The organism is Streptomyces sp. NPDC051219, assembly GCF_040682335.1.
GTDB lineage: Bacteria > Actinomycetota > Actinomycetes > Streptomycetales > Streptomycetaceae > Streptomyces.
The window spans coordinates 1-25,495 of record NZ_JBFBAS010000052.1; the positions used below are offsets into that span (position 1 = coordinate 1).

The 25,495-nt window shown below is 70.2% G+C and carries 21 protein-coding genes and 2 pseudogenes; 12 read left to right on the forward strand and 11 right to left on the reverse strand.

Annotation, left to right across the window (positions count from 1 at the left end):
• Window positions 1-686: DUF6629 family protein (locus tag AB0M62_RS32295; RefSeq protein ID WP_366077903.1), on the reverse strand; the 686-nt coding region annotated here is incomplete at its 3' end.
• 111 nt (window positions 687-797) lie between these two features.
• Here AB0M62_RS32295 and AB0M62_RS32300 point away from each other — a divergent pair.
• The 5 genes and pseudogenes from AB0M62_RS32300 to AB0M62_RS32320 all read left to right on the forward strand — a co-directional run.
• Entirely contained in the window at window positions 798-1,340 is a 543-nt protein-coding gene (locus AB0M62_RS32300) for a hypothetical protein (RefSeq protein ID WP_366077904.1), read from the forward strand.
• Window positions 1,341-1,493: 153 nt separating this feature from the next.
• On the forward strand, window positions 1,494-2,429 hold the full coding sequence (locus AB0M62_RS32305) for a Ku protein (protein ID WP_366077905.1): 936 nt from the start codon (window positions 1,494-1,496) through the stop codon (window positions 2,427-2,429).
• A 98-nt stretch (window positions 2,430-2,527) separates the two neighbouring features.
• Window positions 2,528-3,088 (forward strand): hypothetical protein, encoded by a 561-nt coding sequence (locus tag AB0M62_RS32310; RefSeq protein WP_366077906.1) that lies wholly within the window; start codon window positions 2,528-2,530, stop codon window positions 3,086-3,088.
• Between the two features lie 19 nt (window positions 3,089-3,107).
• Entirely contained in the window at window positions 3,108-3,692 is a 585-nt protein-coding gene (locus tag AB0M62_RS32315) for a hypothetical protein (protein WP_366077907.1), read from the forward strand.
• Between the two features lie 299 nt (window positions 3,693-3,991).
• Window positions 3,992-4,576, forward strand: a pseudogene (locus AB0M62_RS32320) (molybdopterin cofactor-binding domain-containing protein); the annotation flags it as partial.
• A gap of 42 nt (window positions 4,577-4,618) precedes the next feature.
• Here the strand turns inward: AB0M62_RS32320 and AB0M62_RS32325 are convergent.
• The 4 genes from AB0M62_RS32325 to AB0M62_RS32340 form a co-directional block, all read right to left on the reverse strand.
• The gene (locus AB0M62_RS32325) at window positions 4,619-5,161 is read right to left on the reverse strand and encodes an ATP-binding protein (protein ID WP_366077908.1); all 543 of its coding nucleotides are present in this window, start codon (window positions 5,159-5,161) and stop codon (window positions 4,619-4,621) included.
• A gap of 150 nt (window positions 5,162-5,311) precedes the next feature.
• Window positions 5,312-5,968 (reverse strand): endonuclease, encoded by a 657-nt coding sequence (locus AB0M62_RS32330; RefSeq protein WP_366077909.1) that lies wholly within the window; start codon window positions 5,966-5,968, stop codon window positions 5,312-5,314.
• A 160-nt stretch (window positions 5,969-6,128) separates the two neighbouring features.
• The gene (locus tag AB0M62_RS32335) at window positions 6,129-6,671 is read right to left on the reverse strand and encodes a GNAT family N-acetyltransferase (RefSeq protein ID WP_366077910.1); all 543 of its coding nucleotides are present in this window, start codon (window positions 6,669-6,671) and stop codon (window positions 6,129-6,131) included.
• Window positions 6,672-6,986: 315 nt separating this feature from the next.
• A complete protein-coding gene (locus AB0M62_RS32340; protein ID WP_366077911.1) occupies window positions 6,987-7,787 on the reverse strand; it encodes an SDR family oxidoreductase in 801 nt (266 codons plus the stop codon).
• Window positions 7,788-8,183: 396 nt separating this feature from the next.
• Between AB0M62_RS32340 and AB0M62_RS32345 the strand changes: the two genes are divergently transcribed.
• Entirely contained in the window at window positions 8,184-10,667 is a 2,484-nt protein-coding gene (locus tag AB0M62_RS32345; RefSeq protein ID WP_366077912.1) for a SpoIIE family protein phosphatase, read from the forward strand.
• 140 nt (window positions 10,668-10,807) lie between these two features.
• On the opposite strand, the gene AB0M62_RS32350 is transcribed toward AB0M62_RS32345, so the two are convergent.
• On the reverse strand, window positions 10,808-12,943 hold the full coding sequence (locus AB0M62_RS32350) for an RICIN domain-containing protein (RefSeq protein WP_366077933.1): 2,136 nt from the start codon (window positions 12,941-12,943) through the stop codon (window positions 10,808-10,810).
• Window positions 12,944-13,943: 1,000 nt separating this feature from the next.
• Here AB0M62_RS32350 and AB0M62_RS32355 point away from each other — a divergent pair.
• Window positions 13,944-14,456, forward strand: coding sequence for a DUF485 domain-containing protein (locus AB0M62_RS32355; RefSeq protein ID WP_366077913.1), 513 nt, complete (start codon window positions 13,944-13,946; stop codon window positions 14,454-14,456).
• Window positions 14,453-16,069, forward strand: coding sequence for a cation acetate symporter (locus AB0M62_RS32360; protein ID WP_366077914.1), 1,617 nt, complete (start codon window positions 14,453-14,455; stop codon window positions 16,067-16,069). Before AB0M62_RS32355 ends, AB0M62_RS32360 begins: the two co-directional genes overlap by 4 nt.
• A gap of 68 nt (window positions 16,070-16,137) precedes the next feature.
• Here the strand turns inward: AB0M62_RS32360 and AB0M62_RS32365 are convergent, their stop codons facing one another.
• Window positions 16,138-17,229 (reverse strand): glutamate--cysteine ligase, encoded by a 1,092-nt coding sequence (locus AB0M62_RS32365; protein ID WP_366077915.1) that lies wholly within the window; start codon window positions 17,227-17,229, stop codon window positions 16,138-16,140.
• Between the two features lie 409 nt (window positions 17,230-17,638).
• On the opposite strand from AB0M62_RS32365, the gene AB0M62_RS32370 reads away from it, so the two are divergent.
• The 3 genes from AB0M62_RS32370 to AB0M62_RS32380 all read left to right on the forward strand — a co-directional run bounded on the left by AB0M62_RS32370 (window position 17,639) and on the right by AB0M62_RS32380 (window position 20,917).
• The gene (locus AB0M62_RS32370; RefSeq protein WP_366077916.1) at window positions 17,639-18,007 is read left to right on the forward strand and encodes an ATP-binding protein; all 369 of its coding nucleotides are present in this window, start codon (window positions 17,639-17,641) and stop codon (window positions 18,005-18,007) included.
• Window positions 18,008-18,170: 163 nt separating this feature from the next.
• Window positions 18,171-19,721, forward strand: coding sequence for a hypothetical protein (locus tag AB0M62_RS32375; protein WP_366077917.1), 1,551 nt, complete (start codon window positions 18,171-18,173; stop codon window positions 19,719-19,721).
• 83 nt (window positions 19,722-19,804) lie between these two features.
• Window positions 19,805-20,917 (forward strand): hypothetical protein, encoded by a 1,113-nt coding sequence (locus AB0M62_RS32380; RefSeq protein WP_366077918.1) that lies wholly within the window; start codon window positions 19,805-19,807, stop codon window positions 20,915-20,917.
• Window positions 20,918-21,279: 362 nt separating this feature from the next.
• Here the strand turns inward: AB0M62_RS32380 and AB0M62_RS32385 are convergent, their stop codons facing one another.
• Window positions 21,280-22,533, reverse strand: a complete 1,254-nt coding sequence (locus AB0M62_RS32385; RefSeq protein WP_366077919.1) for an FUSC family protein — start codon at window positions 22,531-22,533, stop codon at window positions 21,280-21,282.
• A gap of 81 nt (window positions 22,534-22,614) precedes the next feature.
• Here AB0M62_RS32385 and AB0M62_RS32390 point away from each other — a divergent pair, with 81 nt between their 5' ends.
• Window positions 22,615-23,295, forward strand: coding sequence for a UdgX family uracil-DNA binding protein (locus AB0M62_RS32390; protein WP_366077920.1), 681 nt, complete (start codon window positions 22,615-22,617; stop codon window positions 23,293-23,295).
• A 34-nt stretch (window positions 23,296-23,329) separates the two neighbouring features.
• On the opposite strand, the pseudogene AB0M62_RS32395 reads toward AB0M62_RS32390, so the two are convergent.
• The 3 genes and pseudogenes from AB0M62_RS32395 to AB0M62_RS32405 form a co-directional block, all read right to left on the reverse strand.
• Window positions 23,330-23,755: pseudogene (locus tag AB0M62_RS32395) on the reverse strand (NAD(P)H-dependent oxidoreductase); the annotation flags it as partial.
• Between the two features lie 20 nt (window positions 23,756-23,775).
• Window positions 23,776-24,102, reverse strand: a complete 327-nt coding sequence (locus tag AB0M62_RS32400; protein ID WP_366077921.1) for a plasmid stabilization protein — start codon at window positions 24,100-24,102, stop codon at window positions 23,776-23,778.
• A 165-nt stretch (window positions 24,103-24,267) separates the two neighbouring features.
• Entirely contained in the window at window positions 24,268-25,470 is a 1,203-nt protein-coding gene (locus tag AB0M62_RS32405) for a glutamate--cysteine ligase (RefSeq protein ID WP_366077922.1), read from the reverse strand.
• Window positions 25,471-25,495: the final 25 nt, after the last annotated feature.

The following is a 25,495-nucleotide window of genomic DNA, read 5'->3' on the forward strand; positions in this document are numbered from 1 at the left end:
CCGCCGCGGGCTACCCCCTCCGGGCCGGCGGCGCCGGCCCCCGCATTAACCGCCCCCCCCCGGCGGCCCCCGGCCGGGGCCCCGGCCGGGCGCCGGCGTACCCGTCCGAGTATGACGACGGAGGCCACCGCGGTGAAGGCGCACCAGATGGAGACGAACTCCAGCCGCCACAGCAGTGCGCAGATCACCGCGCCGGCCGCGACCAGGACTCCCAGCAGCCGCAGCAGCGGATCTCCGCCGAGCAGCAGCGAGCCGACGGTGGCCGGCAGATAGCCCGCGACGAGCAGCTCCGAAGCGGGCAGATCGAGGACATAGCCGAGGGTGTGTCCGCGCGTCTCGGCCGTCACGGGCCGGGTGGCCAGGCAGTACGTGAACGCCGTGGCGGTGGCGAGACCCGCGGCCCGGTCGCCACCAGCAGTGGGCGGGCGCGCGCCGGTGCGGCGAGCAGCACGGGGCACCCACAGCGCCGGCACGGGCAGGGCGATGATGGCCCAGGCCACGGTGGCCGGGCCCGTTCCGCCGCCGGAACGCCAGACGACCGACTCGATGATCTGGTGGGCGCCCAGGAGCAGCGGCAGCGAGGCGAGTGGCAGGTCACGCGCCCGGCGTACGTGCGCCAGGCAGGCCACGCCGATCGCGGAGATGCCGGTGCCCGCCACAAGGTCGGCCGTAGCGCTCCAGCACATGACGTCACCGGAGTTCCGGAAAATAGTGGTGAACCAATGCATATCGCGTGCAACCGTATGCTCACCGCAGATGTCTCCTCTTGTGACACCACTGTCCCCGTACCAGGAGAAATGGGGGACGTCATGTACCACCGTCAGCGTCTCGCGGCTGTTGCCGCCGGCATCCTTCTCACCGCAGGGGTGGGCGCCACGCTTCCCGCCTCGGCTTCCACGCAGTCCCGGGCAGCGCAGCAGGCCCCTGCGACCGCCCTCGTCGTCAACGCCCGCTGGGGCGGCCATTCCACCTTCGACCGGCTCGTCATCGATGTCCGGGGCACGATGCCTCCGGTCAGCGTGAAACCTGTCAGGGAACTGCGCTACGACGGCTCCGGGAAGAAGGTCCCGCTCGCCGGGAAGTACTTCCTGGAGATCAAGCTCTCCCCCGCCGCAGCACACAACGAGGCCGGCAAGTCGGTGTACAAGGGGCCGCGGCTTTTGAAGACCTATCTGCCCGCACTCAAAGGCATCGCCCTGACCGGTGACTTCGAAGGAGTGGTCACATTCGGGGCCGCGTTCCAGACCAAGCCGGTCTACAAGGCCTACAAGCTCCATTCGCCCGAGCGCTTCGTCGTCGACATCAAGCACGCCCCTCCGGCCGGCTGCTCCGCGCACTGACGGCCGTCGGGTTCGCCGGTAGCCGTCGCGTCCGGGGCACAGCCCGCCTGTGGCCCGGACGCTTCGCCGTTCCTCCGTTGGCGCCGGTGACCGTGCCGGGAAGCGCCGCCCGGATTACGCTGGTGCTCTGCCAGGGGGGCCTGGAGGTCCGCGATGCCACGCCCCGTGTGGAAGGGAGCCATCAGCTTCGGGCTGGTGACCATCCCCATCTCCGTGCTGCCGGCCACCGAGAACAAGTCCATCGCGTTCCGGCAGTTCCACCTTGAGGACATGGGCCGGATCCGCACCCGGAAGGTGTGCGAAGCCGAGGGCAGGCCCGTCCCGAACGAGGACATCGGCCGCGGATACGAGCTGCCGACCGGCGACACGATTCTGATCACGGACGAAGATCTGGACGCCATCCCGCTGCCGACGGCTCGGGCCATCGAGATCCTCGGGTTCGTACCGGCCGAGTCGATCGACCCTGTCCGCATCGGGACGAGCTACTACCTCGCGGCCGACGGGGCCGTCGCGGCCAAGCCGTACACACTGCTGCGGAAGGCGCTGGAACGGTCCAGCAAGGTCGCGGTCGCCAAGTTCGCCTGGCACAACCGCGAGCGCCTGGGTCTGTTGCGGATCAAGGACAAAGCGCTGGTCCTGCATGCCATGCACTGGCCGGACGAGATTCGCGACCCGTCCGCGGTCGACACCCCCCAGCCGATGGACGTCCCGGACGAGGAACTGGACGCCGCCCAAGAGCTGATGGACGCGTACGGCAAGGTCAGGATGGAAGACCTGCGCGACGAGTACCGGGCCGCCCTGGAGCGGGTCATCGAAGCCAAGGCCGCCGGGCAGCGGCCTCCGCAACCCGAAGCGGCGCCCGAACCCGCCGGGCAGGTCGTCGACCTCATGGCGGCCCTGCAGCAGTCCGTGCAATCGGCACGCGAGTCCCGGGGCGAGGACGCCACCGTGCATGACATGCCGGCGCGGAAGAAGGCCACACAGAAGGCGGCCAAGACGGCTCCGGCGAAACAGACCGAGGCGAAGAGGACCACCGCCAAGAAGTCCACGGCGAAGAAGACGGCCGCCCGGAAGCCGAGAAGCGCATAGCCTCTCCACCCAATGGCCCCATTGTCCTGGTTTGCTGGTTAACGCCCTGGGCAGAGGCGCCTTGACGGGGACCGACGCGACGCCCCGTGGAGGATTCGATGTCTACCAGCACACTCATCGCCGTCATCATTCTGATCGCGGTCGTGTTGATCATCATCGCCGTGGCGCTGTGGATGGTGGCGCGCCGACGGCGCCTGCAGGAGCACTTCGGACCCGAGTACGACCGCACACTCGAGGACGAGGGCAGCAGGCGGGCCGCCGAGCGCGAACTGCGCGCCCGCCAGGAACGCCACGACAAGCTGGACATCAGGCAACTGCCGGCGGAGCTCCGCCATCAGTACGCCGACGAATGGAGCAACGTCCAGGAACGCTTCGTGGACCGGCCGGATGCGGCGGTCGGGGAGGCCGACCAGTTGGTGACGCGGCTCATGAGGGACCGCGGCTACCCGACCGACGGATACCAGCAGCAGCTGCAGGACCTTTCGGTGGAACACGGGCGCACGCTCGAGCACTACCGCGCCGCCCACGAGGTGAATGTACGCAGCAGTGGAGGGCAGGCGACCACAGAGGAGCTGCGCGGGGCGATGGTGCACTACCGCGCGCTGTTCGAGGAACTTCTCAGCAACCAGGGCGGCCGGTCCCGGGCCGACGGTCCATGAGCCGACGAGGTGAGATGACATGCGACGAGATGACATGCGGCAGCCTGGCGACACTGGCGGCTCGTCCGGCGAGGGAGGTCTGACCACGGAGAACCTCGCCCATCCCCAGGAGGCCGTGGACGAGGACCGGGACACACGCGCGGAGGCCGTCCTTGGGCGCGAACCGGCTCCCGCCGAGGGTGAGTCGGCCGTCTACCCGGGAGAGGCGACAGCCGACTGGGGGGAGAGGGACGACCGGGCGAGCGCTCCGGACGCCGCCGGAGAGGCGCGGGCAGCCGAGTCGCGGACCGACGAGCAGGAGGCGGGTGCGGCGCGGGACGAACAGGGTGATCAGGACCAGCCGCTTCTGGGTGGGGAGGACGCCGAGGGGTTCCGGACCACCTGGGTCGAGATACAGGGCAGGTTCGTCGACGACCCACGGGACGCGGTGCGCTCGGCCGACGCGCTGGTCGCCGAAGTGATGCAGACACTCGCCCAGTCGTTCTCGTCCCACAAGCAGGGCCTCGAAGGGCAGTGGGACCGCGGCGAGGAGGTACCCACGGAGGATCTGCGCCTGGCTCTCCAGCGCTATCGCTCGTTCTTCAACCGACTGCTCAGCACCTGACGGCCTCCCGGCACCCTTCACCCACTACTGGCAGGAAAGGGATGGAGGGGGCGGTACGACGGAGAGCGGAAGTGCGTTACGTCAGTGGAGCACCCGTATGCGGGAGGGCGGTGCCGGACCGCCGCAGAGCGGCCACCGCTCCGTCCTCACGCTGGGCGTCAACGGAACCGCGCACAGCCTGACGCTCGATCACCGCACGCTGTCTGCTACTGGCCGCCGCCCACGACGGAGCCCGTGTCACCACCGTTCGAAGGCCTCGCCGACGGTGGGCGTCTACACCCCCTCCAGGATCTGACCTCCGCGCGCCCACCCCCCAGCGGGTCCGGCTCGGCGCGGACGCCGACGGCGTCGTCAGCGCGCGAGCACCGGGTGACGCTTCCGGTATGTACGCCCTGGAGTGCGCGATGGACGAACTCGCCCTCGCCGCCGGGCTGGACCCGGTGGAACTGCGGCTGCGCAATGACCCGGACACCGAACCAGACGGTGGGCAGCCTTCAGCAGCCGTCACCTCGCCGAGTGCCTGCGGGAGGGGTCGCGCCGCTTCGACCGGGCGCGGCGCGACCCAGTCCGCCGGAGAGGTCCGGATGCGCCGGCTGCTCGGCGTCTACGCGGTCGGCCGCATCCTCAATCCCCCTACCGCGCGCTCCCAGTTCATCGGCGCGGTGATCAGCGGGGTGGGCGTGGCTCTGACGGAGGGCAGCACCCTGGATCGCGCCTTCGGGGACTTCGTGGAGAGCGACCTCGCCGCGTACCACGTGCCGGCCTGTGCGGACCTCCGGGCGATCGAGGCACACTGGATCGACGATGCCGATCAGCACCTCAACCCGATGGGCAGCAAGGGCATCGGCGAGATCGGCATCGTCGGCACGGCCGCGGCCGTCGGGATCTTCCTCTCACACCCGACAAGCTGCTGTCCGCCTTCGCGGTCAGCGGGCGGCCGGGGCCGGGGTGACCGGCCGGACAGCCGTGAGAACAGGGGCGCTGACCGCGACCACCGGCTCACGGTCCCAGGCCGGTTCCGTCGGCGGCACGAACGCCGGCACCTGCGGGACCGGAGCCACCGAGACCAACGGGACGCGCTGAGCCGTCTTCACCCGTCGGCTGAACCAGATCACCTTGCCCGTGGGGGTGCCGCACGTGCCCCAGCTGTCGCTGAGGGCCGCGACTTTGGCGAGGCCGCCCCTCGAGGGCGAGGAACTGAGCAGCCGGGGCAGACGCCGGCCCTTGTCGGCGACGGAGGCGATCAGATGCCGCCCGGTGAAGCGCAGTTCAATGACACAGGTCTTGTCATCGGTGACGTGCTGGGCGACGTTGCCGACCAGTTCGGCAACGGCGCCACACACAGGTGTGATGTGGGCTTCGAGGTTCCAGTACCGGAGATGCGCCGCGACAATGCGTCGGATCTGGGGAACCCGCTCTGGTGATGCCTGCACTTCCACCGCGTAGCGGCAGGCGACCGGGACAGTCATGGCCGTGCTCCTCACCGCGCCAGCTACACCCCTTCAACGTCAGAGCCCCGAGTGCGAAGAGTGAGCAATGGTCGCTTCTGGGTTACGAACAGAGTGACCTCGTACGGGCGTATCCGCAACACCAGGGGCGGACGGGGAAGCGGTGATCCTCTACTCTGCATCCGCGTCGGCCGCGCGGCCGACCTCGTCGGCGACTCTCTTGTCCAGGGCCGCGCGGACCAGGGCAGCCGCGAAGGCGGCGGTGCCGGCATCTCCCGCCAGCCGGGCGAGTGCGTCGGGCGCGGCCGGCAGGCCCAGGCGCCGCGCGCCCTCCAGGGCTTTCTCGTCCAGATGGGGCGCCACCTCGGGCCAGACGTCCTGCGCCTCGCGCAAGAAGATGTCGGCGCCCGTGGGCCCGATCCCGGGAACCCTCTGCAGGAGCCGACGCAGCGCCTCGGTGTCACCGCCCGCCTCGGCCCGCATTCGCCGCAGGTCTCCGCGCCACTCCCGCGCCACCATTTCCGCCCCCTCCCCCAGTTGGGTGGCGGTGCGCTCGTCGTAGCGGCGGTAGCCGCCCCGGCCCAGCGCATCGACCCGCTCCTGCCACGTCGCCGCGGCCATGCGCCGCGGGTCGCGCATCCCTGCGTCGTTCAGCGCGCGGGCGGCCGCGATCGCCGTACTGCTGCGGATACGAGCGCTCAACAGGAGCGACAGGACGAGGAGTTGGTACAGCGGCTGCGGCGTGTTCCGCAGGCGGATGTCCGCTTCCTGCGCGAAGGTGCGGCCGCACGAGTCCAGCAGCGCCTTCACCACGTCGCCCTGCCTCATGGCGCCACCTCCAGCGACTTCCGGTCATCTCTCGGGTGACCGGTTCATGCAGCACTAAACGCACAGAAAACGCACAGTTCCCAATAGTTCCGGCACAGCGGGAGAGGCCCCTGCCGGTGCCGGGAGTGCGCGCACACGGGACCCGGACAGAAGGGGCGGCTCACCCCCTCGCACGTGTCCCCGGAATGGGGATGTGAATGTCGAGGACGGGTCCGGGTCTTGTGGCACGAGTGGTTGGCGCGTCCAGCCTCTCCAGGACGTGGAGCATCGGTGCGTTGGCGGCGGCGACCGTCGCGGTCAGGGTGTGATGCCCTGCCCGGCGGGCCACGTCGGCCGCGTGTGCGGCCAGGGCGGTACCGAGCCCCTTGGACTGCCATTCGTCCTCGATCAGCACGGCGAGTTCGCCGACCCCTTGCTGATCGGTGCGCATGACGTTGGTCATGGCGATGATGCGGTCCGTACGCTGGGCAGTGGTGGTGACCAAGGTGGTGCCACGCTCCGGGTCGGACAGCACCCGCCATCCGGCCGGAGACAGCTCGGGCTTGCCCGCGTGGTAGCGCAGGGCTCGGCTGCCCGGCGAACAACGGCGGTGCAGCGCCTGGATCGGCCCGAGATCGGCGGGGGTCACCTCCCGGGTGCGGGTGGGCGTGCCGTCGGTCAGCGTGATCGGGTGTGCGGTGCCTCGAGGGCCGGCGTCGGGCATGCGGCGCTCTCCTCACATTGCGAACGTAACTGGTGCGCCATGGAACCGAAGTACCACGGAGTCCCGCCTGAGACGCATGTCGCACGCGGCTTCCGCGGCACAGGAGAAGTCTTTTGCCACTCCCGGACCGATCCAAGGGGTGTTCACGCCAAATCAATTACGCTTCGCGCATCCACTGTCACTCGCCGGAGTGAGGGTTATGTGAATACGTGAACCCCCGGGACCGCCGACCACCAGCCCGTTCACAGATGCATCGATCGCCCGGACGGCAGGCCGGATCCGCTTCTGCTCCCGGCCTCCGCAGGCGGCGGCCGGCTAGTCGACGACCGAGCCGCAGCTGATGTTGGCGACGCTCGCAGTCATGGCACTCGCCCGGTCCGAAGCCATGAAGGCCGCAACGTCCGCGACCTCGGCCAGTGACGGCGAACGCTGAAGCAGAGGTCCCGGGACTCCGGGAGAGCCGTCCAGAACGTCTTCGAGCGTCATACCCATGCGCTCGGCCGCACGACTCCAGACCGTCCGGGCGTGCGAACCGAGCATTGCCGTCTCCGGGATTGCGTCGGGCCTCAAGCAGACGACCCGGACGCCATACGGCCCGAGTTCTCCCGCCAGCTGGCGGGAGAAGGCTTCGACGCCCGCGCACGCGACACCGAATCCGTCCGAAGGCAGGGTGACGCGAGCCGCCGTGGCCGACAACGTCAGGATCACGCCGGAGCCCCTGCTCACCATGTACCGCGCCGCCGCGGTGGCGGTGAGGAATTGCGTCGTCGTGTAGGTCGTGATCGGGAGGCTGTAGTCCTCTGGCGAGAGTTCTCTGAGCGGCGTTCCCTGAACATGGTCAATCCCGATGGCATTGAACGAGACATCGATACTGCCGGCCTCCTCGACCACGGCGTCGGCATGCTCTTGGACGGCTTGGCGGTCGAGAGCGTCGACCTGCGCCACGTCCGTCTCGCCTCCCTCGGCGGAGATCTCCGCGGCCAGGGTGTCGAGCGTCTCGAGAGTACGGCCGGCGAGAAAGACCTTCGCCCCCTCACGGGCGAACGTCCGGGCCACCGCACTGCCGACGGCCCCCGCCGCACCGTAGATCACGGCGGTCTTGTCCTGGAGCAGCACGATCGGTCCTCCGGTCGTCGGGTTCCCCGGCGGGATCGCCCAACCGACGAAGGCACCCACCGCGAATCTTCCCCATCCTGCTTCACCTCGCTGTCGCGGAGACCGAGCGCAGGGCATCACCCCAGAGAATCAGCCACTCGCCACACATCCGCCACGTCCGGCACGACCGCCCGAAGCTGAGCGACTGTCACAGCCGGAAGGGAGGCGCCAGATGACCGCGGCCGTGTCGCGGCGGCCCGCCCTGTGTTCGACGGCGTGATCAGCGACGTTCGCAACAGTTCTTTCGCGCGGTCCGAGGGCTCCGCCCGCGGGCCGCCCGGAACCCGGCCACCGGGGGCGAACCTCCTCCGCCAAGGCGCGGTGGAACGGGCCCGCCGCACTGCGCACACTGGGAATATGGACGGCGTGACCGTCGATGAGACGGCGGAGCTCGAGGACCTGCTGACGGCGGCCGTCGTCAGGGCCGTCGAGGGGACCGGCGCGTACGCGGGGAGTATTTTTCTCCGCTCCCGCGATCGCCGCTCGATCGTGCTTGCCGCGACCTGTGGCATGCCACCGTCCCTCCTGGGCGGCTGGCGTCTCATTCCGGTGGGCAGTCCCATTCCGGTCGCCGCGGCCTACACCTCGGGGCGCACCATTCACCTGGCCGACGCCGACGAGACGGTACGCAGGTATCCCCAGCTCGCGGTGGCCCTGCCCTACGCCTTCGGCTCCTGCTCGGTGCCGGTGGGGACGGGCGAGGAGACCTTCGGGGCGCTGGCGATCGTATGGGCGGCGCTGCCCGGCAGCGAAGGGCTGTCCAAGTCCCAGCGCCGCCAGCTGAGGACCGTCGCGAGCCGGCTCGGGTCCTCGCTCGATGCCCTGCGCGCCCGTACGGGCGATCCCATCGAGTGCGGCCCGCAGACTGTTCCCGTCGAGGCTCCGGCTCTCTCCGCACCGGCCGTGAGGCTCGGCCTGTTCGACTGGGACCTCCTCACGGGCACGCTCACCGGGGACGAGGAGTTCTGCTCGATCTTCGGTCTCGACCCCCTCGCCTTCGACGGAAGGGCCGATACGCTCGCTTCCCGCCTCCACCCCGGCGACCTCGCAGCCTTCCGTGCTGCGGCCCGCGCGGCAGCGGCCGAGGGAAGGATCGTCGCTCGGCGCATGCGCGTACGGGACGGAGACGGCGGGCACGGCGGCGAGGGGCACCGCACGGTCGAGTTGTGGGGCCGCGTACCCGAGGTCGACGACATTCGGTCACGCTCCCATCTGGTCGGCGCGGTCGTCGATGCGCGGGCCGGCGGTACGGCCCTAGCCGCGTTGGAGCGGCTGCGGGACGGGCTCTTCTCCCTCGCCCCCGACGGGCGGGTCACCTATGTCAACCACAGCGCCGAACAGCTTCTGGGCGTGCGCGGCGACGAGTTGCTGGGCCGGTGTCTCTGGGACGTCCTGCCGTGGCTGTCCGATCCCGATATCGAGTACCGGCACCGGTCCGCGATGATCTCGCAAGCGCGGTCCTCCTTCCACGCCTGCCGTCCGCCCGACCGGTGGCTCGCCTTCTTCCTCCACCCGGAGGCGGACGGGGTGACCGCCCGGGTCACTCCCGTCGGCAGTCCCACCTCGGTTTCTCCGGCGCCCGCCGCGTCGTCCGTAACGGCACCCGCCGCATCCGGTGTGCCGGCGCCCGCCGCCGCACCGGCGCGCATGGGCGTCATTTACCACGTCCTGCAACTGGGCAGTGCGCTGACCGAGGCGGTCACCGCCCGCGAGGTCTGCGAAGTCGTCGCCGACCAGCTCCTCCCGGCCTTCGGTGGCCAGGAGCTGGCGATCTACGTGGTGCGCGAGGGAACCATGCACCGGCTCTTCCAGACCGGCCGCCACGAGGACTTCCTCCAATGGCTGGAGGGCGTGCCACTGCACGCCCGCCTGCCCGGCACGGAGGCCCTGACCTCGGGGTCCCCGCTCTTCATCGAGTCACAGCGGGATCTCTCTCAGGGCTACCCGGGCATTGCCGGGGGCGGGGTGAGCTCCTGGGCGTACCTGCCGCTGATCGCCTCCGGCACCCCCGTCGGCACCTGCGTTCTCGGCTTCGACGAGACCCATCCGTTCACGGAGAAGGACCGCGGCGTCCTCACCGCACTGGCCGGGCTGATCGCCCAAGCCCTGGAACGAGCGCGGCTCTACGACTCGGAGTTCGCACTCGCCCGTGGCCTGCAGAAGGCGCTGCTGCCGCACCGGCTGCCCCTGCTCCCAGGTCTCAGTACCGCTGCCCGCTACCTGCCCGGCACCAGGGGGATGGACATCGGCGGCGACTGGTACGACGTCATCGCCACCGGCGACGGGGTGTCTCTCGTCATCGGAGACGTCGAGGGGCACAGCATCGCCGCCGCGGCCACCATGGCCCAGCTGCGCAGCGCCGTACGCGCCTTCACGGCGGTGGGCCACACGCCCAGTGACGTGGTGGCGGGGGCCAACCAGACCCTCATCGACCTCGGCTCCGGACTGCTGGCCAGTTGCTGCTGCATCCGCCTCGAGTCCCCCGGCCATCACGCGTACGCCGTCGCAGCAGGCCACCCGCCACCACTGCTTCGCCGTCCCGACGGGTCGACCGACGTCCTTGACCTGGACGTCGGTCCCCTCCTCGGCGTGGATCGCGCGAGCGCCTATCCGGCAACACGGATCGGCCTGGCACCGGGCTCCGTCCTCGCCCTGTACACGGACGGTCTGGTCGAGGAGCGCGGCAGCGACATCGACGTGGGGATCGACCGGCTGCGGACGTCCTTGGCGCACGCCCGCGCGGACGGCCTGGACGAACTCGCCGACCGCCTCCTGCTTGACGCGCGGCGCTCCTCCTACCGCGCCGACGACATCGCCCTGCTGCTCACCGCATACGGCTAGGGTCTCCCGTCTGGATCATGCCCGGCATGATCCAGACGAAAGACCCTGAGTCCCCTGACCTGCACTTCTCGGGTTCCCCTGCTCCCCCGCCCCGGCTGGCGCTTCCGCGTGGACGGCCGGCCGGGGCAGGGGACGCGCGGTCAGGGATGGCTGACGAGGTTGGCCACGTTCGTCGAGGAGTTCGAAGGTCCGCCTCTGCCGTTGATGACATGACGGATCGTCCCGGTGCCGCCGAGCGAGACCGTCACCATGCTCTGGAAGCGCACATTCGGGTTGTCAGGGGCCTCGAAGGCCCGCTCGGCGGTCACGCTCGGATTCACGTTGAAGTAGCAGTAGCTGCCCAGCCCGAACGCCTGATGACTGGTGACCGAGTTGGCGACCTTGTACGCGGCGAAGCCCTGGGTGGAGCCGTTCATCCAGGCAGCCTGGTTGGGCGGGTCGTACGGCATCTCGTTCTGGTAGAAGTACGTCCGGCCGCCGTTGCCGTTCCAGATGGTTTGGTGCTTCTGGTAGTGCTCGACGAACAGCCCGTACATCGTCACGTCGTTGCCGTTGACGATCAGGCCGGTGTCGCCGGTGTTGACGGTCCAGCCGATGGTGCCGGGATTGCCGTGGTCACCGCGCCAGATCCACATGTGGTCGCCGATGACGTTGTGGCTGTTGACCACCAGGCTCGTCGTCGCCTTGCCGACCGTCTGGCCGCCGACCCGGAAGTAGACGTCGTGCAGCGAGGTCGGGTTGGCCGCGTGGCCGGCGGAGGCGCCGGACGGACCGATCTCCACCAGGGTGGGCGAGTTGACCGGACCTGCGTCGAAGAGGAGACCGGCGACCTTGACGCCGTCGACGTCCGCCACGCGCATCGCCGTGATGCCGTTGTCGGGGACGAAGGTGGCGAGGCCCAGACCGAGGATCACCGTGTCGGGGCGGGTCACCTGCAGGGTCTGGTTCAGGTGGTGGACACCTGGCGTGACGAGCAGGTTCTTGCCCTGGGCCAGCGCGGCGTTGATCTGCGCGGCGGTGGTGCCGGCCCGCACGATGAAGAACGAGTCCATGCCGAGCGAGGTGCCGGCCGCGGCGCCGCTGGCCCACGTCGTACCGGCGGAGTTGCTCCGCAGCGACGGTACGAACACCCGGTAGGCGCCGGCGCTGTCCACGTAGAGGAACGGCTTCTCACGGATCGTGGGGGTCTGGTTCACGGTCGTGTAGGGCGGGTTGGGGAAGGTGGTGCCCGGGACCCCCTGGCTGCCGACGAAGACCATGTTCCAGTTGGAGCCGGTCCAGCTGCCGAGCGTGGAGTTGCGGGTGATCCACTGCTGCTGACTGCCGGACCGCACCTGACCGTCGACCTTGGTGTCGGCCGTGAAGCCGCCGCTCGCCCACCCCCCGTCGTCCAGCGCCAGGTTGCCGCGGACGTGCATGCGGCGGTACGCGGACGCCTGCGAGACCGCCCAGCGGTCGGTGCCGCCGGTCGGATTCACCGACAGGTTCTCGGCACCGCGCCAGAAGTTCTGGGTGGCGTTCTGCGGCGGGAACCAGTCGGCCTCGACATGCACGGCGCCATTGATCGTCACCGAGTCGGGCGACTGGCCGAGGCCAAGCACCTGGGTGTAGAAGCCGACGTTGACGTCGTTGCTGTAGGTGCCGGGCTTGAACATCACCGCGTAACGCTGGGAGCCGAACTGGTTCTGCTCCTGCTGCTGGAAGATGGAGTTCAGCCGGCTCTGGATGGTCGCCGACGGCATCGACGGGTCGAAGACGACCACGTTCGGGCCGAGGTCCACATCACCGGGAGCGGTGTTCACCGGCGCGACCTGGAAGCGCTGGGCCGCCGAGTTGTTGCAGGTGTACTGGACCAGCTGCACGCTGTCGGCAGCGGACGCGGAGGGCACGTCCAGACACTTGCCGCTGTGGCGGCTGACGAAGTGGTACGCGCCGCCGCCCTCGTCCACCGCCTGCCACTGCTGGTTGTTGCCGCCTCCGTACGTCCACAGATGCACCGCGGCGTTGTCGGAGGTGGACGTGTTGCTCACATCGACGACCTGGTTGGCGTCATTGCGGTTGTTGATCCGCACATAGCCGTCGCTGGTTGTCGTGAAACTCCACTGCTGCGCGGCGGAGTTGTTGCACGCGTACTGCTGGACGGCCGTACCGTTCACGGTGGCGGCCGAGCGCGCGTCCAGACACTTGCCGCTGCCGCTGTTGACCACGGTGGCCCAACTGGTCGGCAGAGCCGCGGCTTTGGCGGCAAGCGGCGGCCGAGTGCCCGGCGCGGCCACGGATGCCTGGGTGGACTGGGTGGACTGGGATGCCTGGGATGCCTGGGTGGGGACGGCGGCCAGCGTCGAGCCGGCCGAGGCCACGACCACGAAGGCCGCGATCAGGGGCCGCCTGCGGCGGAACGTCGACGAGCTGTGTCGACCCGCTCTGGGCGTTCGCAAGGATCGGAGCACGGTTTCTCCTGTGCCGGTGATACGGCCTGGGTGGGGGGTTGGCAGGTGAGAGATGGGTGAGGTGTGTCAGCCGGTGCACTGAGCGAAGTCGCGGGTGAAGTCCCACTGCCGCCAAGACATGTCATGCATATGACATGTTGAGGCGTAGGGACGACGCGCCAATTGAGAGTGGGGGACTTAGTTCACTACGTGATTTAAGAAGTGAACTAAAGGTGTGTCAAGAGCTTGGTATGGACCACTGTCTGTTTCGGTCCACCGCGCCCCGAGGACAGGACCGCGACCACGGCCTGCGCCGGGCTCGGTCGGCGAGTCGGCGTGCCGGGCCCGGCGACCAACCCCATCCTGCACTCGACCACGAACACGGAGTGACCCCCGAGCGCTCCGTTTCCATGGTCAGAGCACCGGGTGGGGCGTTTGATCGCATACGCGGTAACTGATAGCAGTTCGTGTGGCGTATGCCCTCCGGACAAGGCTCGGCCGCCCGGTCGAAATCGAGCACTGACGGAACGGGCCGCCGACCGGCTGCGTGGCGCCGCCGACGCGCGGCCCATCGACCACATGAAAGTGGGACGGCTGCCCCAACCCCCCTGCTGCTACCGGCGTCCCGCATCACCCCGCGCCGCATGCCGGTCCGTAAGGACGTCGTGCCTGATGGCGGCGATGTCAGGCCCACCCCGCTCCCCACCCCGCAGCCGCGCCGAATCTCCACCGAACCCGCCATCCATTCTGTGGAATACCTCTTACGCCAGCGCCCTACTGATGAGTAACGTACGCGCACCAACCAGCACCACCCGCCCGCCTCCCCGCGGCGGCAAGGAGCAAGTCGATGTCGTACCACCACCCCTTCCCGGAGCCACCCCCCTCGCCGCACGCGTGGGACCCGGCCGCACACTCCTGGGACGCGCCCCCGCCGCAGCATGAAGACCACCGCGAGCCGCACAGTCCTCACGGCGACCTCGACGCCCTCCGCTCCGGCTACCGCAAGCTGCGCCGCGTCGCGACGCTGACCGCGCTCGGGTACTTCACCCTCTTCCTGTTCCTCTCCGCCTTCGCGCCCGGGCTGATGACCGGCGAGATCACCCGCGGCCTCAACACCGGCCTGATGCTCGGGCTCTGCCAGCTGCCTGTCGCGCTCGCGGCGATCGCCCTGTACGAGCGCATCGCACGCGACCGTATCGACCCGCTCTCCGCGACCATCCGGGAGCAGCACGCCCGGCAAGCGGCACAGGAGACCCGCGCCCCTCGGGCCCGCGGCGGCTCCCGGGCGGATGTTCCCGGGTATCCAGACCACGGGCAGTGGCAATGGTCCGACGGCACCACGGGGGGTGTCCGTTCATGACCGAGTTCAGCTCCCACGCCCAGACCATGTCGCTGGTCGCGTTCATCGCGGTCATCACAGTCACACTGCTGCTGTGCGTGATGACCGGGCCCGATCACGACGACCTGGGTGAGTTCTACACCGGCTACCGCTCGTTGTCGCCCGTACAGAGCGGCCTCGCCATCGCCGGTGACTACATCTCGGCGGGCACCGTGCTCGGCACCATCGGCATCATCGCGCTGCTCGGCTTCGACGGCATCACGCTCACCCTGAGCACCGTGCTCTCGCTGGTCCTGATGATGTTCCTGCTGGCCGAACCTCTGCGCAACGCCGGCCGGTTCACGATCGGCGACGTCCTCACCCGCCGCGCCTCCGGCCCGGTCGTGCGGATCACCGCGGCCATGGTGACTTTGACCGCATTGCTGCCGCTGGTGATCTTCCAGCTCGCGGGTGCGGGTGATCTGCTCGCGGTCGTCCTCGGCTTCCATGCCGACGGTTTCAAGACCGGGGCAATCGTGTTCCTCGGTCTGCTGATGATCGCGTATGCGGCGATCGGCGGGATGAAGGGCACCGCATTCATCCAGATCGTCAAGACCGTCGTTCTGCTCGGCGCGGCAACCGCTATTGCGGTGCTCGTCCTCAATCGGTTCGACTTCAGCCTGCCCTCGCTGCTGGACGCCGCCAAGAAAGGGAGCGGGGCCGGAGACGCGTATCTCGCTTCCGGGCTGCAGTTCGGAGGCGACGACTTCGACATGATCGGCACACAGTTGACGATCGTGCTGGGCGCGGCGGTGCTGCCGCACATCACGATGCGTATGTTCAGCTCGCGCAGTGCGACAGCCGTGCGGCGCTCGATGTCCTGGGCCGTTTCGACCGTCGTGGCCACCTGCCTGCTGCTCGCCGTGATCGGCTTCGGCGCGGCCGCGATCGTCGGGCACGAGGGTCTCGTCGCAGGCGACCCGCAGGGTCAGACAGCGTTCCTGATGGTCAGCCAGGCCGTGATGGGCACGGATCCGAACACCGTCGAGACACTGCTGTTCACGGCGGTGGCCACGGCGATCTTCCTCACCCTGCTCGCCTCGGTCGCCGGAATTACCCTCGCCTGCGCCAACACGCTGGCGCACGACCTCATCGCGCACGGGCTGCGCAAGTTCGCCCCGAAGCACTCCACGGAGACGGCCATCGCCCGGGCGGCCGCGGCGGGAGTCGGGCTCGTCGCGATCGCGTTCGCTGCCGGTGCCCGGCACTTGAACCTTCAGGCGTTGCTGACCCTGTCCTTCTGCGTCGGCGCGTCCGCGATCGCTCCTGCGCTGGTCTACAGCCTCTTCTGGCGCCGCTACACCCGCACGGGCCTGCTCGCCACCCTGATCGTGGGCACCGTCGCCTCGCTCATCCTGATGACCGGCAGCAACCTGGTGTCCGGATCACCGCAGTCCGTCTTCCCCGACCAGGACTTCAACTGGTTCCCGTTCACGACGAGCGGTATCGTCTCAGTCCCGCTCGGCTTCCTGGCCGGCTGGCTCGCCACGATCCTCTACGACCAGGACGCAGCCGACCAGCTCCGCCGCTACGAAGAAGTCGAACCGACGATCCTGGCCGGTACGCCGGCGACGGCGGGCGCCGGCACTTCCTGACCCGCCTTCCCGGCACACGGGCGCCCGGCCTGTGGACAGGCCGGGGCGCCCAACCCGCGACCACCGCCCTAGCCGCAGGTCCGGCGTGCGCACTCGGCGACCACCTCTCGCAGACTGCCGGTCCGGCGCAGCAGATCACGCTGGACCTGTGCGCCGTTGCCGTCCTTGAGGAGTCGGGCCAGACCCTCCTGGGCGGGAATCAGGTCTCCGCAGTCGTCCAGCGCGTCCCGCACGTGGTCGAACAGGGCCCGCACGACCGCTTCGGCGGGCGCGGGGCTCATGGTGCCGGGATGGATCAGCTGTTCGTCCAGTCCCGACCGGCCGGCCCGCCACGCGGCGAGGCGCAGGAGGCCGACACCGTGGCGAGCGGGCGGCTCGCCCGCCCGCCACTCCCGAGCAGCCGTCTCCACGAGTCCGCGCACCAGCGTGGCCAGGAGAACCGTCGTCGAGTCGTCCAGGCACACATCCGCGACCCGGATCTCGACCGTGGGGTACTTGTGCGAGAGCCGCGCGTCGAAGTAGATCATTCCTTCGTCCCGCAGCGCCCCGGTCCCGACCATGGACCGGACCTGCTCGTGGTAGCGATCGGCGGAACCGAAAATCTCCACCGGGCCGGACGACGGCCAGCGCCCCCATACGCGGCTGCGGTAACTGCTGTATCGGCTGTCGTCTCCCTGCCAGTACGGCGAGTTCGCGCTCATCGCGAGGAGTACGGACAGCCAGGGCCGGATCCGGTCCAGGACCGCCACGCCCTCCTCGTCGGAATCCACCGACACATGAACGTGGCAGCCGCACGTGATCTGCTCCTGTGCTGTCATCCCGAACTGCTCTTCCAGCCACCGGTATCGCTCGCCGGAACTGATCGCCGGGTCGACCGGGAGCGGTGACGTCGCCAGAGCGGCGACCGCCGCGCCCACCTCCCCCGCGTGCCGGGCGGCCTCGGCACGGCAGCGGCTGATTTCGGCCGCCAGCTCGCCCATTCCCGTGCGCGGGTGCGTGGCGAACTCCAGCTGCTGCCGGTGCAACTCCTTCTGGAAGGTCTGCCCCTCGCCCTCACCCCCCTGGGACGCGGCGGCCAGTACGGCCGTCGACAGAGCCCGGGGGTCGCCCGTTTCGGCATCCACCAGGAGGAGTTCCTCCTCCACTCCTACGCTGCGCACAAAAACTGCCTTTCCGCGGCTCCGGCTCGATCGCGTGATGGGGTGCATCGTCGCGCCCGCGGCCGCCACGCGCTCTCACCGGGAGCACGGGGACCGAGGTGTCACTCGTTTGCCCGCTGCCGGCGACTTCAAGCAGCGAGCTCCAGCGGGGCCGGCTGTCGCGGGACCGGCTCCCACCAGCAGTCGGCGCTCACCGGCACAGGGAACGCGCGCGCACCGCGAGGGGTGACCCGGTCGCCCAATCCGGCGGGCGCGCGGCGACGAATCACTCGTAGGAGGTGAAGGTGATGAGCACAACGCTCGCCGTTCACCACAGGCCGGGTCCGCAGTCCTACGCGTCGTGCTCCCTGCCCGGCGGCGACGACGCTCCCGGCGTCGCCCGTCGGATCGTGTCCGAGCAGTTGGCCTCGTGGCGGCTGCTCCACATCGTGGACGACCTCTGCTGGTCGCCGGCGAACTGGTCACCAACGCCGTGCGCCACGGGACCGTTCCCGTCACCATCACGCTCAGCCTGCACGAGATGACCGCCCCGCGGACGGCCGGGCTCGTACGCCTCGAAGTGTCCGACACCGGCAACGGCTTCGACACCGCCGAGGTGACGGCCTCGTGGCAACGGGCGGGAACGGTTTTCCGCGAGCACGGCAGGGGCCTGGTTCTGGTCGACGCGCTCTCCGACGACTGGGGAGCGCACCCCGCCGACACCGGCCACCACCTCGTGTGGGCGGACCGGTCCATCGCCGAGCAGCGCCCCGCCGCTCGGGTCCCCGTGCACCGCTGAGCGGTTCGGCCCCGCCACCGTACGGGTCCGCTGCGCCGGGCAGCCCGCGCGGGGAGCCGTTCCCCCAAGTAGCGGGAGCCGAATGGCCGGACCGGCCGGGCAGAGGCAGCGTGGTGCGCACGCAGTGCCACCCGCCGTCCCCTACCGTTCGCGAGGTCCGGCCATGACTCAGACCTCAGCCGTGGCGTCGGGCCCTCGCGAGGGCGAACCCCGCCAGGGCCTGAGCCGGGCGACCATGCGCGATCTCGCGTGGCCCGGCTTCGTCGCCGCCGCGTACACGCTGCTCCAACTGGTGCTCGTCCTGCCCGGCTCGGTCCTCGGCTGGGACGAGACCGTGTACGTCAGCCAGGTCAGCCGGGACGCACCCGCAGCCTTTTTCAGCGCGCCCCGTGCCCGCGGTATCACCTACCTCGTCGCCCCCGTGACGTCCCTGACCTCGTCCCTCGACGCACTCCGCGTCTACCTGGCCCTCATGTCGGGCCTCGGTCTCCTGCTGTCGCTCCGGGCGTGGAGGGGCCTGCTCCCCAGCCGGGTCATCGCTCTCGCCGGTGCCCTGTTCGCCGGCCTCTGGTTCACCGTGTTCTACGGTCCCGCGGCGATGCCCAACCTGTGGGTCGCCTACGGGGCGATGATCGCGGTCGGCTGCTTCCTCAGGGCCGCGCGGGACCCGTCGGACCGCGCGGCCCTCGTCGGCCTCGGCGCCGGGGTGGCACTCGCCGCGCTGATGCGGCCCAGTGATGCGTTCTGGCTGGCTGCGCCGCTCGCCGTCGCCGCGCTGTGGGTCAGGGCATGGAGGCGACCGGCGCTGCTCCTCACGCTCGCCGCCGGCGCGGTGCTCGGCGGTGCGGAGTGGGTCGTCGAGGCGTACCTCCGGTACGACGGCCTCTTCGCCCGGCTGCGGCGGGCCAGCGAGATCCAGGGGAATCTCGGCTGGAACCTGGCCTTCGACGACCAGCTGCGCGGGCTCGGGGGACGTACGCTGTGCCGCCCCTGCGAAGGGCCCTGGCGGCCGCTCACCGGGGCGTGGTGGTTCCTGCTGCCGCTGCTCACCGCGGGCGGGGTGATGGTCGCCGTCCGTGCCCGCCGGCCGGCCGTGCTACTGGTGCCGATGCTGGTGGGTGTGTCCCTGGCAGTGCCGTATCTGCTGCTGATCGGCTACGCCGCGCCACGCTTCCTGATGCCCGCCTACGCGCTGATGGCGCTGCCGGTCGCCGTGTGCCTGACCTGGCTGGCCGGCGCCGTGAAGCCACGCCCGCTCGTGGTCGGGATGCTCACCCTGGCGGTGGCAGCTCATCTGACCATCCAGTACCTGGTCCTCGAAAGGGTGACCACCCGCAGCCGCGTCGCGGGGGTGGCCTTCGAAGCGGTGGCCGCCGAGCTGAAACGCCAGGGCGTGCGTCCGCCCTGCATCGTGAGCGGGGAGCAGGCAATTCTGGTCGCGTTCCGTGTCGGGTGCGCCTCGCGCCAGACCGGCGGCCACGACGGCAGCATCACCCAGCCGGGGATGACGGCCGCGGCCCGCAGCCGGCCCGTGGCCATGCTGGTGTCGGGGGCCGCGGGACCGCCGGACTTCGCCCGCGGCTGGCGGCTTCACCCCCTGCCGGATCTCCCCGGCCGGCCCAACCTGCGGGCCTACCTGTCCCCCACGGCCAAGCCCGCCCCGGGTGCCCCTTCGGGCGCAGCCGGATGGCACAACGGCCCGAAGAGTCATTGAATGCAACAAATCACACACTATCCATAACGCACAGCAATCAGGTGTGTCCAGGCCCGTGAAGTCCGGCGGATGGAGCAGCGCCCATGCCTTCCCAAGCAGCCGAGCCCAGCAACGAACAGCGCTTCCCTCCGACCGGCGCAGAGGGTGCCGAAGCGATGGATGGTGAGTCGATGCAGACGCTCCTCTGGACGGCGGCCACCCGCCGCCCGGTCGAGGAAGTCGCCGCGCTGGTCACCCTCCTGCGGCGGACCGGCGAGATACGCAACGCCGGCGACGAAGCGCTGCGCGCAGCCGCCGTCACCCGTCCCGTGGACGAGGTCATGAAGCTGGTCGCCCTGCTCAACGCCCAGCCGGACGAAGGCGATGACGCCGGCACCGCGTTGCGCGCCGCGGCCGTCGGCCGGCCGATCGAGGAAGTCGCTCAGCTGGTGAGCGTCCTCGGGGCCGAGGAGGAGTACGGACCTGCCCCGGACTGCGTGACTGCCGGGCAGCCGGACGCATCCGGCGACCGCAGCAGCCCTGGCGGCCCCATCACCCCGGCCGGACCCAGCATGCCGGGCGGGCCCATCAGCCCCGGCGGCCCCGGCAGCCCTGGCGGCCCCATCACCCCGGCCGGGCCCAGCATGCCCGGTGGGCCCGTCAGCCCCGTCGGGCCCGGCCCCGGCAGACCCGTCGGCCCTGTCGGAGCCATCAGCCCCGTCGGGCCCATCAGCCGGACCAGCGCCCCGGCCGTCCTCGGGGAGCGGCGCGGAGCCACGCCGGTCCTCGCCGACAGCACCGCGGGTCGTCAGCCCGCCCCGGCCCTGCAGTCCGTATTGCGCCTGCCGGCAGCGGCGGCACTGTTCGGCTGCGGCGTGATCCACCTGCCGACGGACCTCGGCGACCTGCGCTCGGGCGGCTACGCCGACGCGGTGTCCCTCGCCATAACTGTCTGCTGCCTCGTGCTCGGCGTGTGGCTTGCCCTGCAGGACACAGCGCCGGTGTGGGCGGCGACGGCCTCCACGACCGTCGGGATCATCGTCGTCCACGGTCTGTCCGGTCTCGGCGTCATCAGCTTGCCGGAGAGCAGTCTCGGCGCGGCGTTCGCGTGGGCGAGTGTGGTGGCCGTGCTGCTCGCAGCTGCCGGCGCGGCTCTCGCCGGCTACACCCTGCTGGCCCATCAGAGAACGGCCGGTACGACGACCCGCCTCCGATAGCAGCCCTCCGGCGACACGGCGTCGCGCGTGCCTCATGGAGGCAAGGGTGGAAGGTCACCGCAGCGGGCTGCGCCCCCCGGCCCCTGCGGCCCTACCAGTGCGAACTGAAGGGTGGATAGACGGTGCGGTCCGTGCGGCTCGTGTTCACGCTGTGCCTTCCCGTCGTGGGCTGCGGCCTCGCATACGCCATCACGATCGGGGTGATGCGCTGGTGAGCCGCGTTCCCCGCTTCGTACGGGACAACGGACTGACCCTGGCGTTCGGTCGTAGTCGCGTACGACGAAGTGCAACTGCAGCGCGGTTCACCAGAGTCCAAGCCCGTGGGTGCGGCGCACAGCTCCACCGGCGTCGAGGGCTGACCCTCAGTCGTCCAGGTCATCCAGGTCATCCAGGGCGTCCAGGTCGTCCCCGCGGATCACGCTGTTGCGCACGCGTTCCTTGAACCGTTCCACCTGCGGATACCGGGCCTGCTGCTCGCGCGAGTGCCGGTCGAGTTCCTCCACCAGCCGCTCGGAGCGCTTCTCGACATCCAGCTCGTCAAGGATGCGGTCGGCCTCGGCCAGCAGCGCTCCGTAGAGCTGCCAGTGGGCCGGCTCCTGACGGGCCATGTCGAACAGGAGAGGCCCCACTCGGTCGCGGCTCTCGCGGCCGGCGGCCAGTTCCTCGGAGAGGCGCTCCTCCGCGTCCTCGGCGTTGGCGCTGACCTCGGTGGTGATCAGTACCGCGAAGTTCTGGATGGCTCCGGCCAGATGGGCGAAGAGCTCCTGCAGGGCGGAGGTGATCTCCGGCGGGAAGATCGGCTCGTCGGTGCGCGTCTTGGCAAGGTCGGTGAGGGTCCGGCACGTCACGCGCAGCACCACCGCGCAGATCTCCAGAGCATCCAGGCCGGTACGCAGGACGAGACGGGAGAGCAGACCCTCCTTGACCCGGGGATTGAGCCGCAGACTGTCCTCCGCCTGCTGGAGCGCCGCGTCGACCTGCACGATGTCGTGGTCCAGGCGCCGCGCCTCGTGGAGCCGGGCCGCGGCCTGTTCCACCGGTGTGTGCTCGGCGAGTTCCTCCCCGATGTGCCCGAGCAGCCTGCGCATCCGGCCGGCCAGATCGATGATCGCCTCGCTGGCGGAGTTCACCCATACGGGGGGCACGAGAAGCACGTTGAACGCCAGTCCCACCACGGCGCCGATGAGCGTCTCGAGCACCCGGTCCCAGGCCGTCGACGTCACCTGCGCCACGCCGAGCACCAGCATGGCGCTGATCGCGACTTCGGGCACGAACTCACCGACCCGGACGAACCGGCCGATGACCAGCGACGCCAAGATCACCAGCCCGAGGCTCCACCAGGTCAGGCCCACCAGCGCGCTGAAGCCGATGGCGATCAGAACGCCCGCCACCACGGAGTTCACCCTGCGGATACCCGTGGTCAGGGTCGAGTACAGGGTGACCTGTACGACGAGCAGGGCGGTCAGCGGCGCGGTCAGCGGAGCAGGCTCGCTGCTCAACTGGAGGGCGATGACGTACGAGACGACGGCGGCGGCGGTGGAACGCAGGGTCTGGACGACGGCGGGTTCGCGGCGCCGCTGCACGAAGGCGCGCAGTGGTTCTTTCGGTGCGGGCACACCATTCCTTTCGCGGGATGAACCCGCCGCCCGCGGGTAGCCCCCGGGAGACGGGGACGGACGACCCGGGAGGCGACGTCGATGAGCGGTACGGATGCACATGCTGCTGGAGAGGCGTATGACGCCACCCCGTACGTTCCCCGCCGTGGCGGCCTCGAGGCACACCGACGCGCCGCAGCGGGCTGCAAGGGCTGCCCGCTGTTCAAGGAGGCCACCCAGACCGTCTTCGGGGCGGGCGACCCGATGGCGCGGCTCGTACTGGTCGGCGAGCAGCCCGGCGATCAGGAGGACCGGCAGGGCGAGCCGTTCGTGGGGCCCGCCGGACGGCTGCTGAGGAACGCCTTGAAGGACGCGGGGCTTGACCAGGAGCCGGTGTATGTCACCAACGCGGTCAAGCACTTCAAGTTCACCGTCGCCGAACGGGGTAAACGCCGGATCCACAAAGCTCCGAGCCTGCGGGAGGTGGCTGCCTGCAAGCCGTGGCTCGACGCCGAGATGGGAATGGTCGACCCCGACGTGGTGGTGGCGCTCGGCGCGACGGCCGGCAGGGCGTTGCTCGGAGGGTCGTTCCGCGTCGCCAAGGACCGGGGCGCACTGATCCCGATGCCTGTAGGGGAGAGCTGCGACCGTGGCACCGAGGAGGCGAAGCGGCACATCCTGGCCACTCTGCACCCCTCGGCCGTCCTGCGCTCCGACGATCGCGAAGCCGCGTACGGGGGTCTCGTCGCCGATCTGCGAGTGGCCGCGGACGCTCTGCACTGAGGGCGCGGGCCGCAGGCCGTCACCGCTCCGGAGGGCCGATGTCGGCCAGTGCCCCGGACATCTCACTGATGACGTGGTGGGCGCCGTCCTCGTTGCCGGTGACCACGACTCCCGCGACGCGGTTGTACGCGACCGGGCGGTTGTCGTCGTCCGTTTCCGACAGCATGGCGTCCATCCGCTCCAGCACCCGCTGCGCCACCGAGGAGGGCCTGCCCAGCCAGGTGGGCGAGGCCATGATCAGGATCTGTGCGTCGAGCAGCTTCTCGCGTACACCCGGCCACTCGTCACCGTCGCCGGCGTCCGAAGTGACGCCCGGTTTGATGTTCAGGTCGACGGCGCGGACGTACTCGAGGTCCGCGCCCAGTTCCACCAGCCGGTCGGCCACGACTGTGGCCAGGGCATCGGTGTTGGACGGCTCCGGCGAGGGCTTGAGGGTGCAGTTGACGACCAGCGCTTTCACTTTCCGCCCTTCTGCGCGGCTCAGCGTCCCAGCTCTCGCTCGAGCTCGGCCTTGTTCATCGAGGAGCGGCCGTGGATGTTGCGGCGCTGGGCTTCGGCGTACAGCTGGTCGTAGGTCGGCCCCCGGGAGCCGCTGTGGGAACGCTCACCACCGCGCTGGGACGAGGACTTGGGGTCCTGGGTGGAACTCTTGCTGGCGGTGCGGGACTCGCCCGCTCGGGCGCGCTCCTTGTTCACCGTGCGGGCGGCGATCTCCTCGGCGCGCTCCTTGTTCTCTCCGCGCTGCTGCGCACTCTCCTTGATGTGCTCGTACTGACGTTCCCGCTTGGGGCTCGAACCGCGAGGCATGATTGCTCCGTTCTGAGGTCGTCCGTGTCTGGAACGCTTCCCGTCTACCCTGCGCCGCGCGGCATACCCCCGCAAACGGGTGGGGATTGATCTCCGTCTCCTCCGCCACCACCGGGCCGTACCGCCGGCACCCCCGGCGCGTAGACGCAGACGCAGCCCGGTCGCTCACGCGGCGGCGGTGACTTCCGCCAGGTTGTCGACCACGTCGCGGAGGCCGCCTCTGCGTCGGTAGACGGCCCGCTGGTGGTCGGCGCCGCTGCCGAGGCGGCACCGACGGGCGAAGAGCCGGCGAACGAGTTCCAGGTCGCCCGCCGCCCGGAGCCCCGGTGTCGCGCGCTCGAGCAGGGCGTTCATCAGTTCATGGACGGGCACGTGCCGCCCGGTGAGCGGGTCGAGGAACGGCCCCGCGGTGCCGTAACGGGCCGCATGCCAGTGAGCCGCGTGCAGTCGGGTGACCGGGACGTCCGGCGGACGTGCGCCGGGGCGCCGGGCCTCGGCCAGCAGCGTCGCGGCCAGGCCGCGGACCAGCGCGGCGTAGAGCAGTGTGGTGTCCAGGTCCGCCGCGACGTCCGCGACGCGCACTTCGAGCGTCGGTACGTGCTCCGACGGGCGGGCGAACCAGTAGATCATCCGGCGGTCCAGCAGGATTCCGGAGGTCACGAGCGTTTCGGCGCTCTCCTCGTAACCGGCGAGGTCCAGGAGCGGCGGTGGCTCCGCCGTCGGCCAGCGGCCGAACTGCACCGAACGCCAACTGGCATAACCGGTGTCGCGCCCGCAGGAGAAGGGTGAGTTGGTCATGAGCGCCTGAAGGGTCGGCAGCCAGGGCCGAAGGTGATTGGCCAGCAACAGGGCCTCGGCGCGGTCCGCGGTACCGATGTGGACGTGGCAGCCGCAGGTCACTCCGGCACTGCCGTCCACGAGGGCGCCGCACAGAGCCGCCATCCGCCGGTAGCGCGAAGTGTCCGTGACCGGGAGCGGCTGCTGCGGCGGCACCACGGCGGTGCCGGAGGCCACCAGCAGGCAGTCCGCCTCCCGGGCCGCCCGTCCCGCCATGGCCCGCAGCCCGGCCAGCTGACCCCGCAGATCGCCGCACGAGGCGGTGGGACGGGTGCACACCTCCACCTGCGCCCGGTAGAACTCGGCCTGGACCTGATCTCCGAGCACACGCTCGGCAGTCTCGATCACCTGCGCCGCCCGGGCCACGGGTGCCCGGCTACGGCTGTCGACGAGCAGGAACTCCTCCTCCACGCCGATGGTCGGTACGAGAATCTCGCCGGTGGCCACCCCCGTGGGCACCGGTCCGGGCCCGGCCTGCGGCTCGGTCTCAGGCAGGTGGCCTGCACGCGTGTACGGCTCGACAGCGGTCATGCGCCGCATGTACCCCAAGCCTGAC

Bases quoted from the DNA above. Each gene is read 5' to 3' on its own strand.
- AB0M62_RS32300 (WP_366077904.1), top strand. From the start codon at position 798: ATGGGGGACGTCATGTACCACCGTCAGCGTCTCGCGGCTGTTGCCGCC.
- AB0M62_RS32305 (WP_366077905.1), top strand. From the start codon at position 1,494: ATGCCACGCCCCGTGTGGAAGGGAGCCATCAGCTTCGGGCTGGTGACC.
- AB0M62_RS32310 (WP_366077906.1), top strand. From the start codon at position 2,528: ATGTCTACCAGCACACTCATCGCCGTCATCATTCTGATCGCGGTCGTG.
- AB0M62_RS32315 (WP_366077907.1), top strand. From the start codon at position 3,108: ATGCGACGAGATGACATGCGGCAGCCTGGCGACACTGGCGGCTCGTCC.
- AB0M62_RS32325 (WP_366077908.1), bottom strand. From the start codon at position 5,161: ATGACTGTCCCGGTCGCCTGCCGCTACGCGGTGGAAGTGCAGGCATCA.
- AB0M62_RS32330 (WP_366077909.1), bottom strand. From the start codon at position 5,968: ATGAGGCAGGGCGACGTGGTGAAGGCGCTGCTGGACTCGTGCGGCCGC.
- AB0M62_RS32335 (WP_366077910.1), bottom strand. From the start codon at position 6,671: ATGCCCGACGCCGGCCCTCGAGGCACCGCACACCCGATCACGCTGACC.
- AB0M62_RS32345 (WP_366077912.1), top strand. From the start codon at position 8,184: ATGGACGGCGTGACCGTCGATGAGACGGCGGAGCTCGAGGACCTGCTG.
- AB0M62_RS32355 (WP_366077913.1), top strand. From the start codon at position 13,944: ATGTCGTACCACCACCCCTTCCCGGAGCCACCCCCCTCGCCGCACGCG.
- AB0M62_RS32360 (WP_366077914.1), top strand. From the start codon at position 14,453: ATGACCGAGTTCAGCTCCCACGCCCAGACCATGTCGCTGGTCGCGTTC.
- AB0M62_RS32375 (WP_366077917.1), top strand. From the start codon at position 18,171: ATGACTCAGACCTCAGCCGTGGCGTCGGGCCCTCGCGAGGGCGAACCC.
- AB0M62_RS32380 (WP_366077918.1), top strand. From the start codon at position 19,805: ATGCCTTCCCAAGCAGCCGAGCCCAGCAACGAACAGCGCTTCCCTCCG.
- AB0M62_RS32390 (WP_366077920.1), top strand. From the start codon at position 22,615: ATGAGCGGTACGGATGCACATGCTGCTGGAGAGGCGTATGACGCCACC.
- AB0M62_RS32400 (WP_366077921.1), bottom strand. From the start codon at position 24,102: ATGCCTCGCGGTTCGAGCCCCAAGCGGGAACGTCAGTACGAGCACATC.
- AB0M62_RS32405 (WP_366077922.1), bottom strand. From the start codon at position 25,470: ATGACCGCTGTCGAGCCGTACACGCGTGCAGGCCACCTGCCTGAGACC.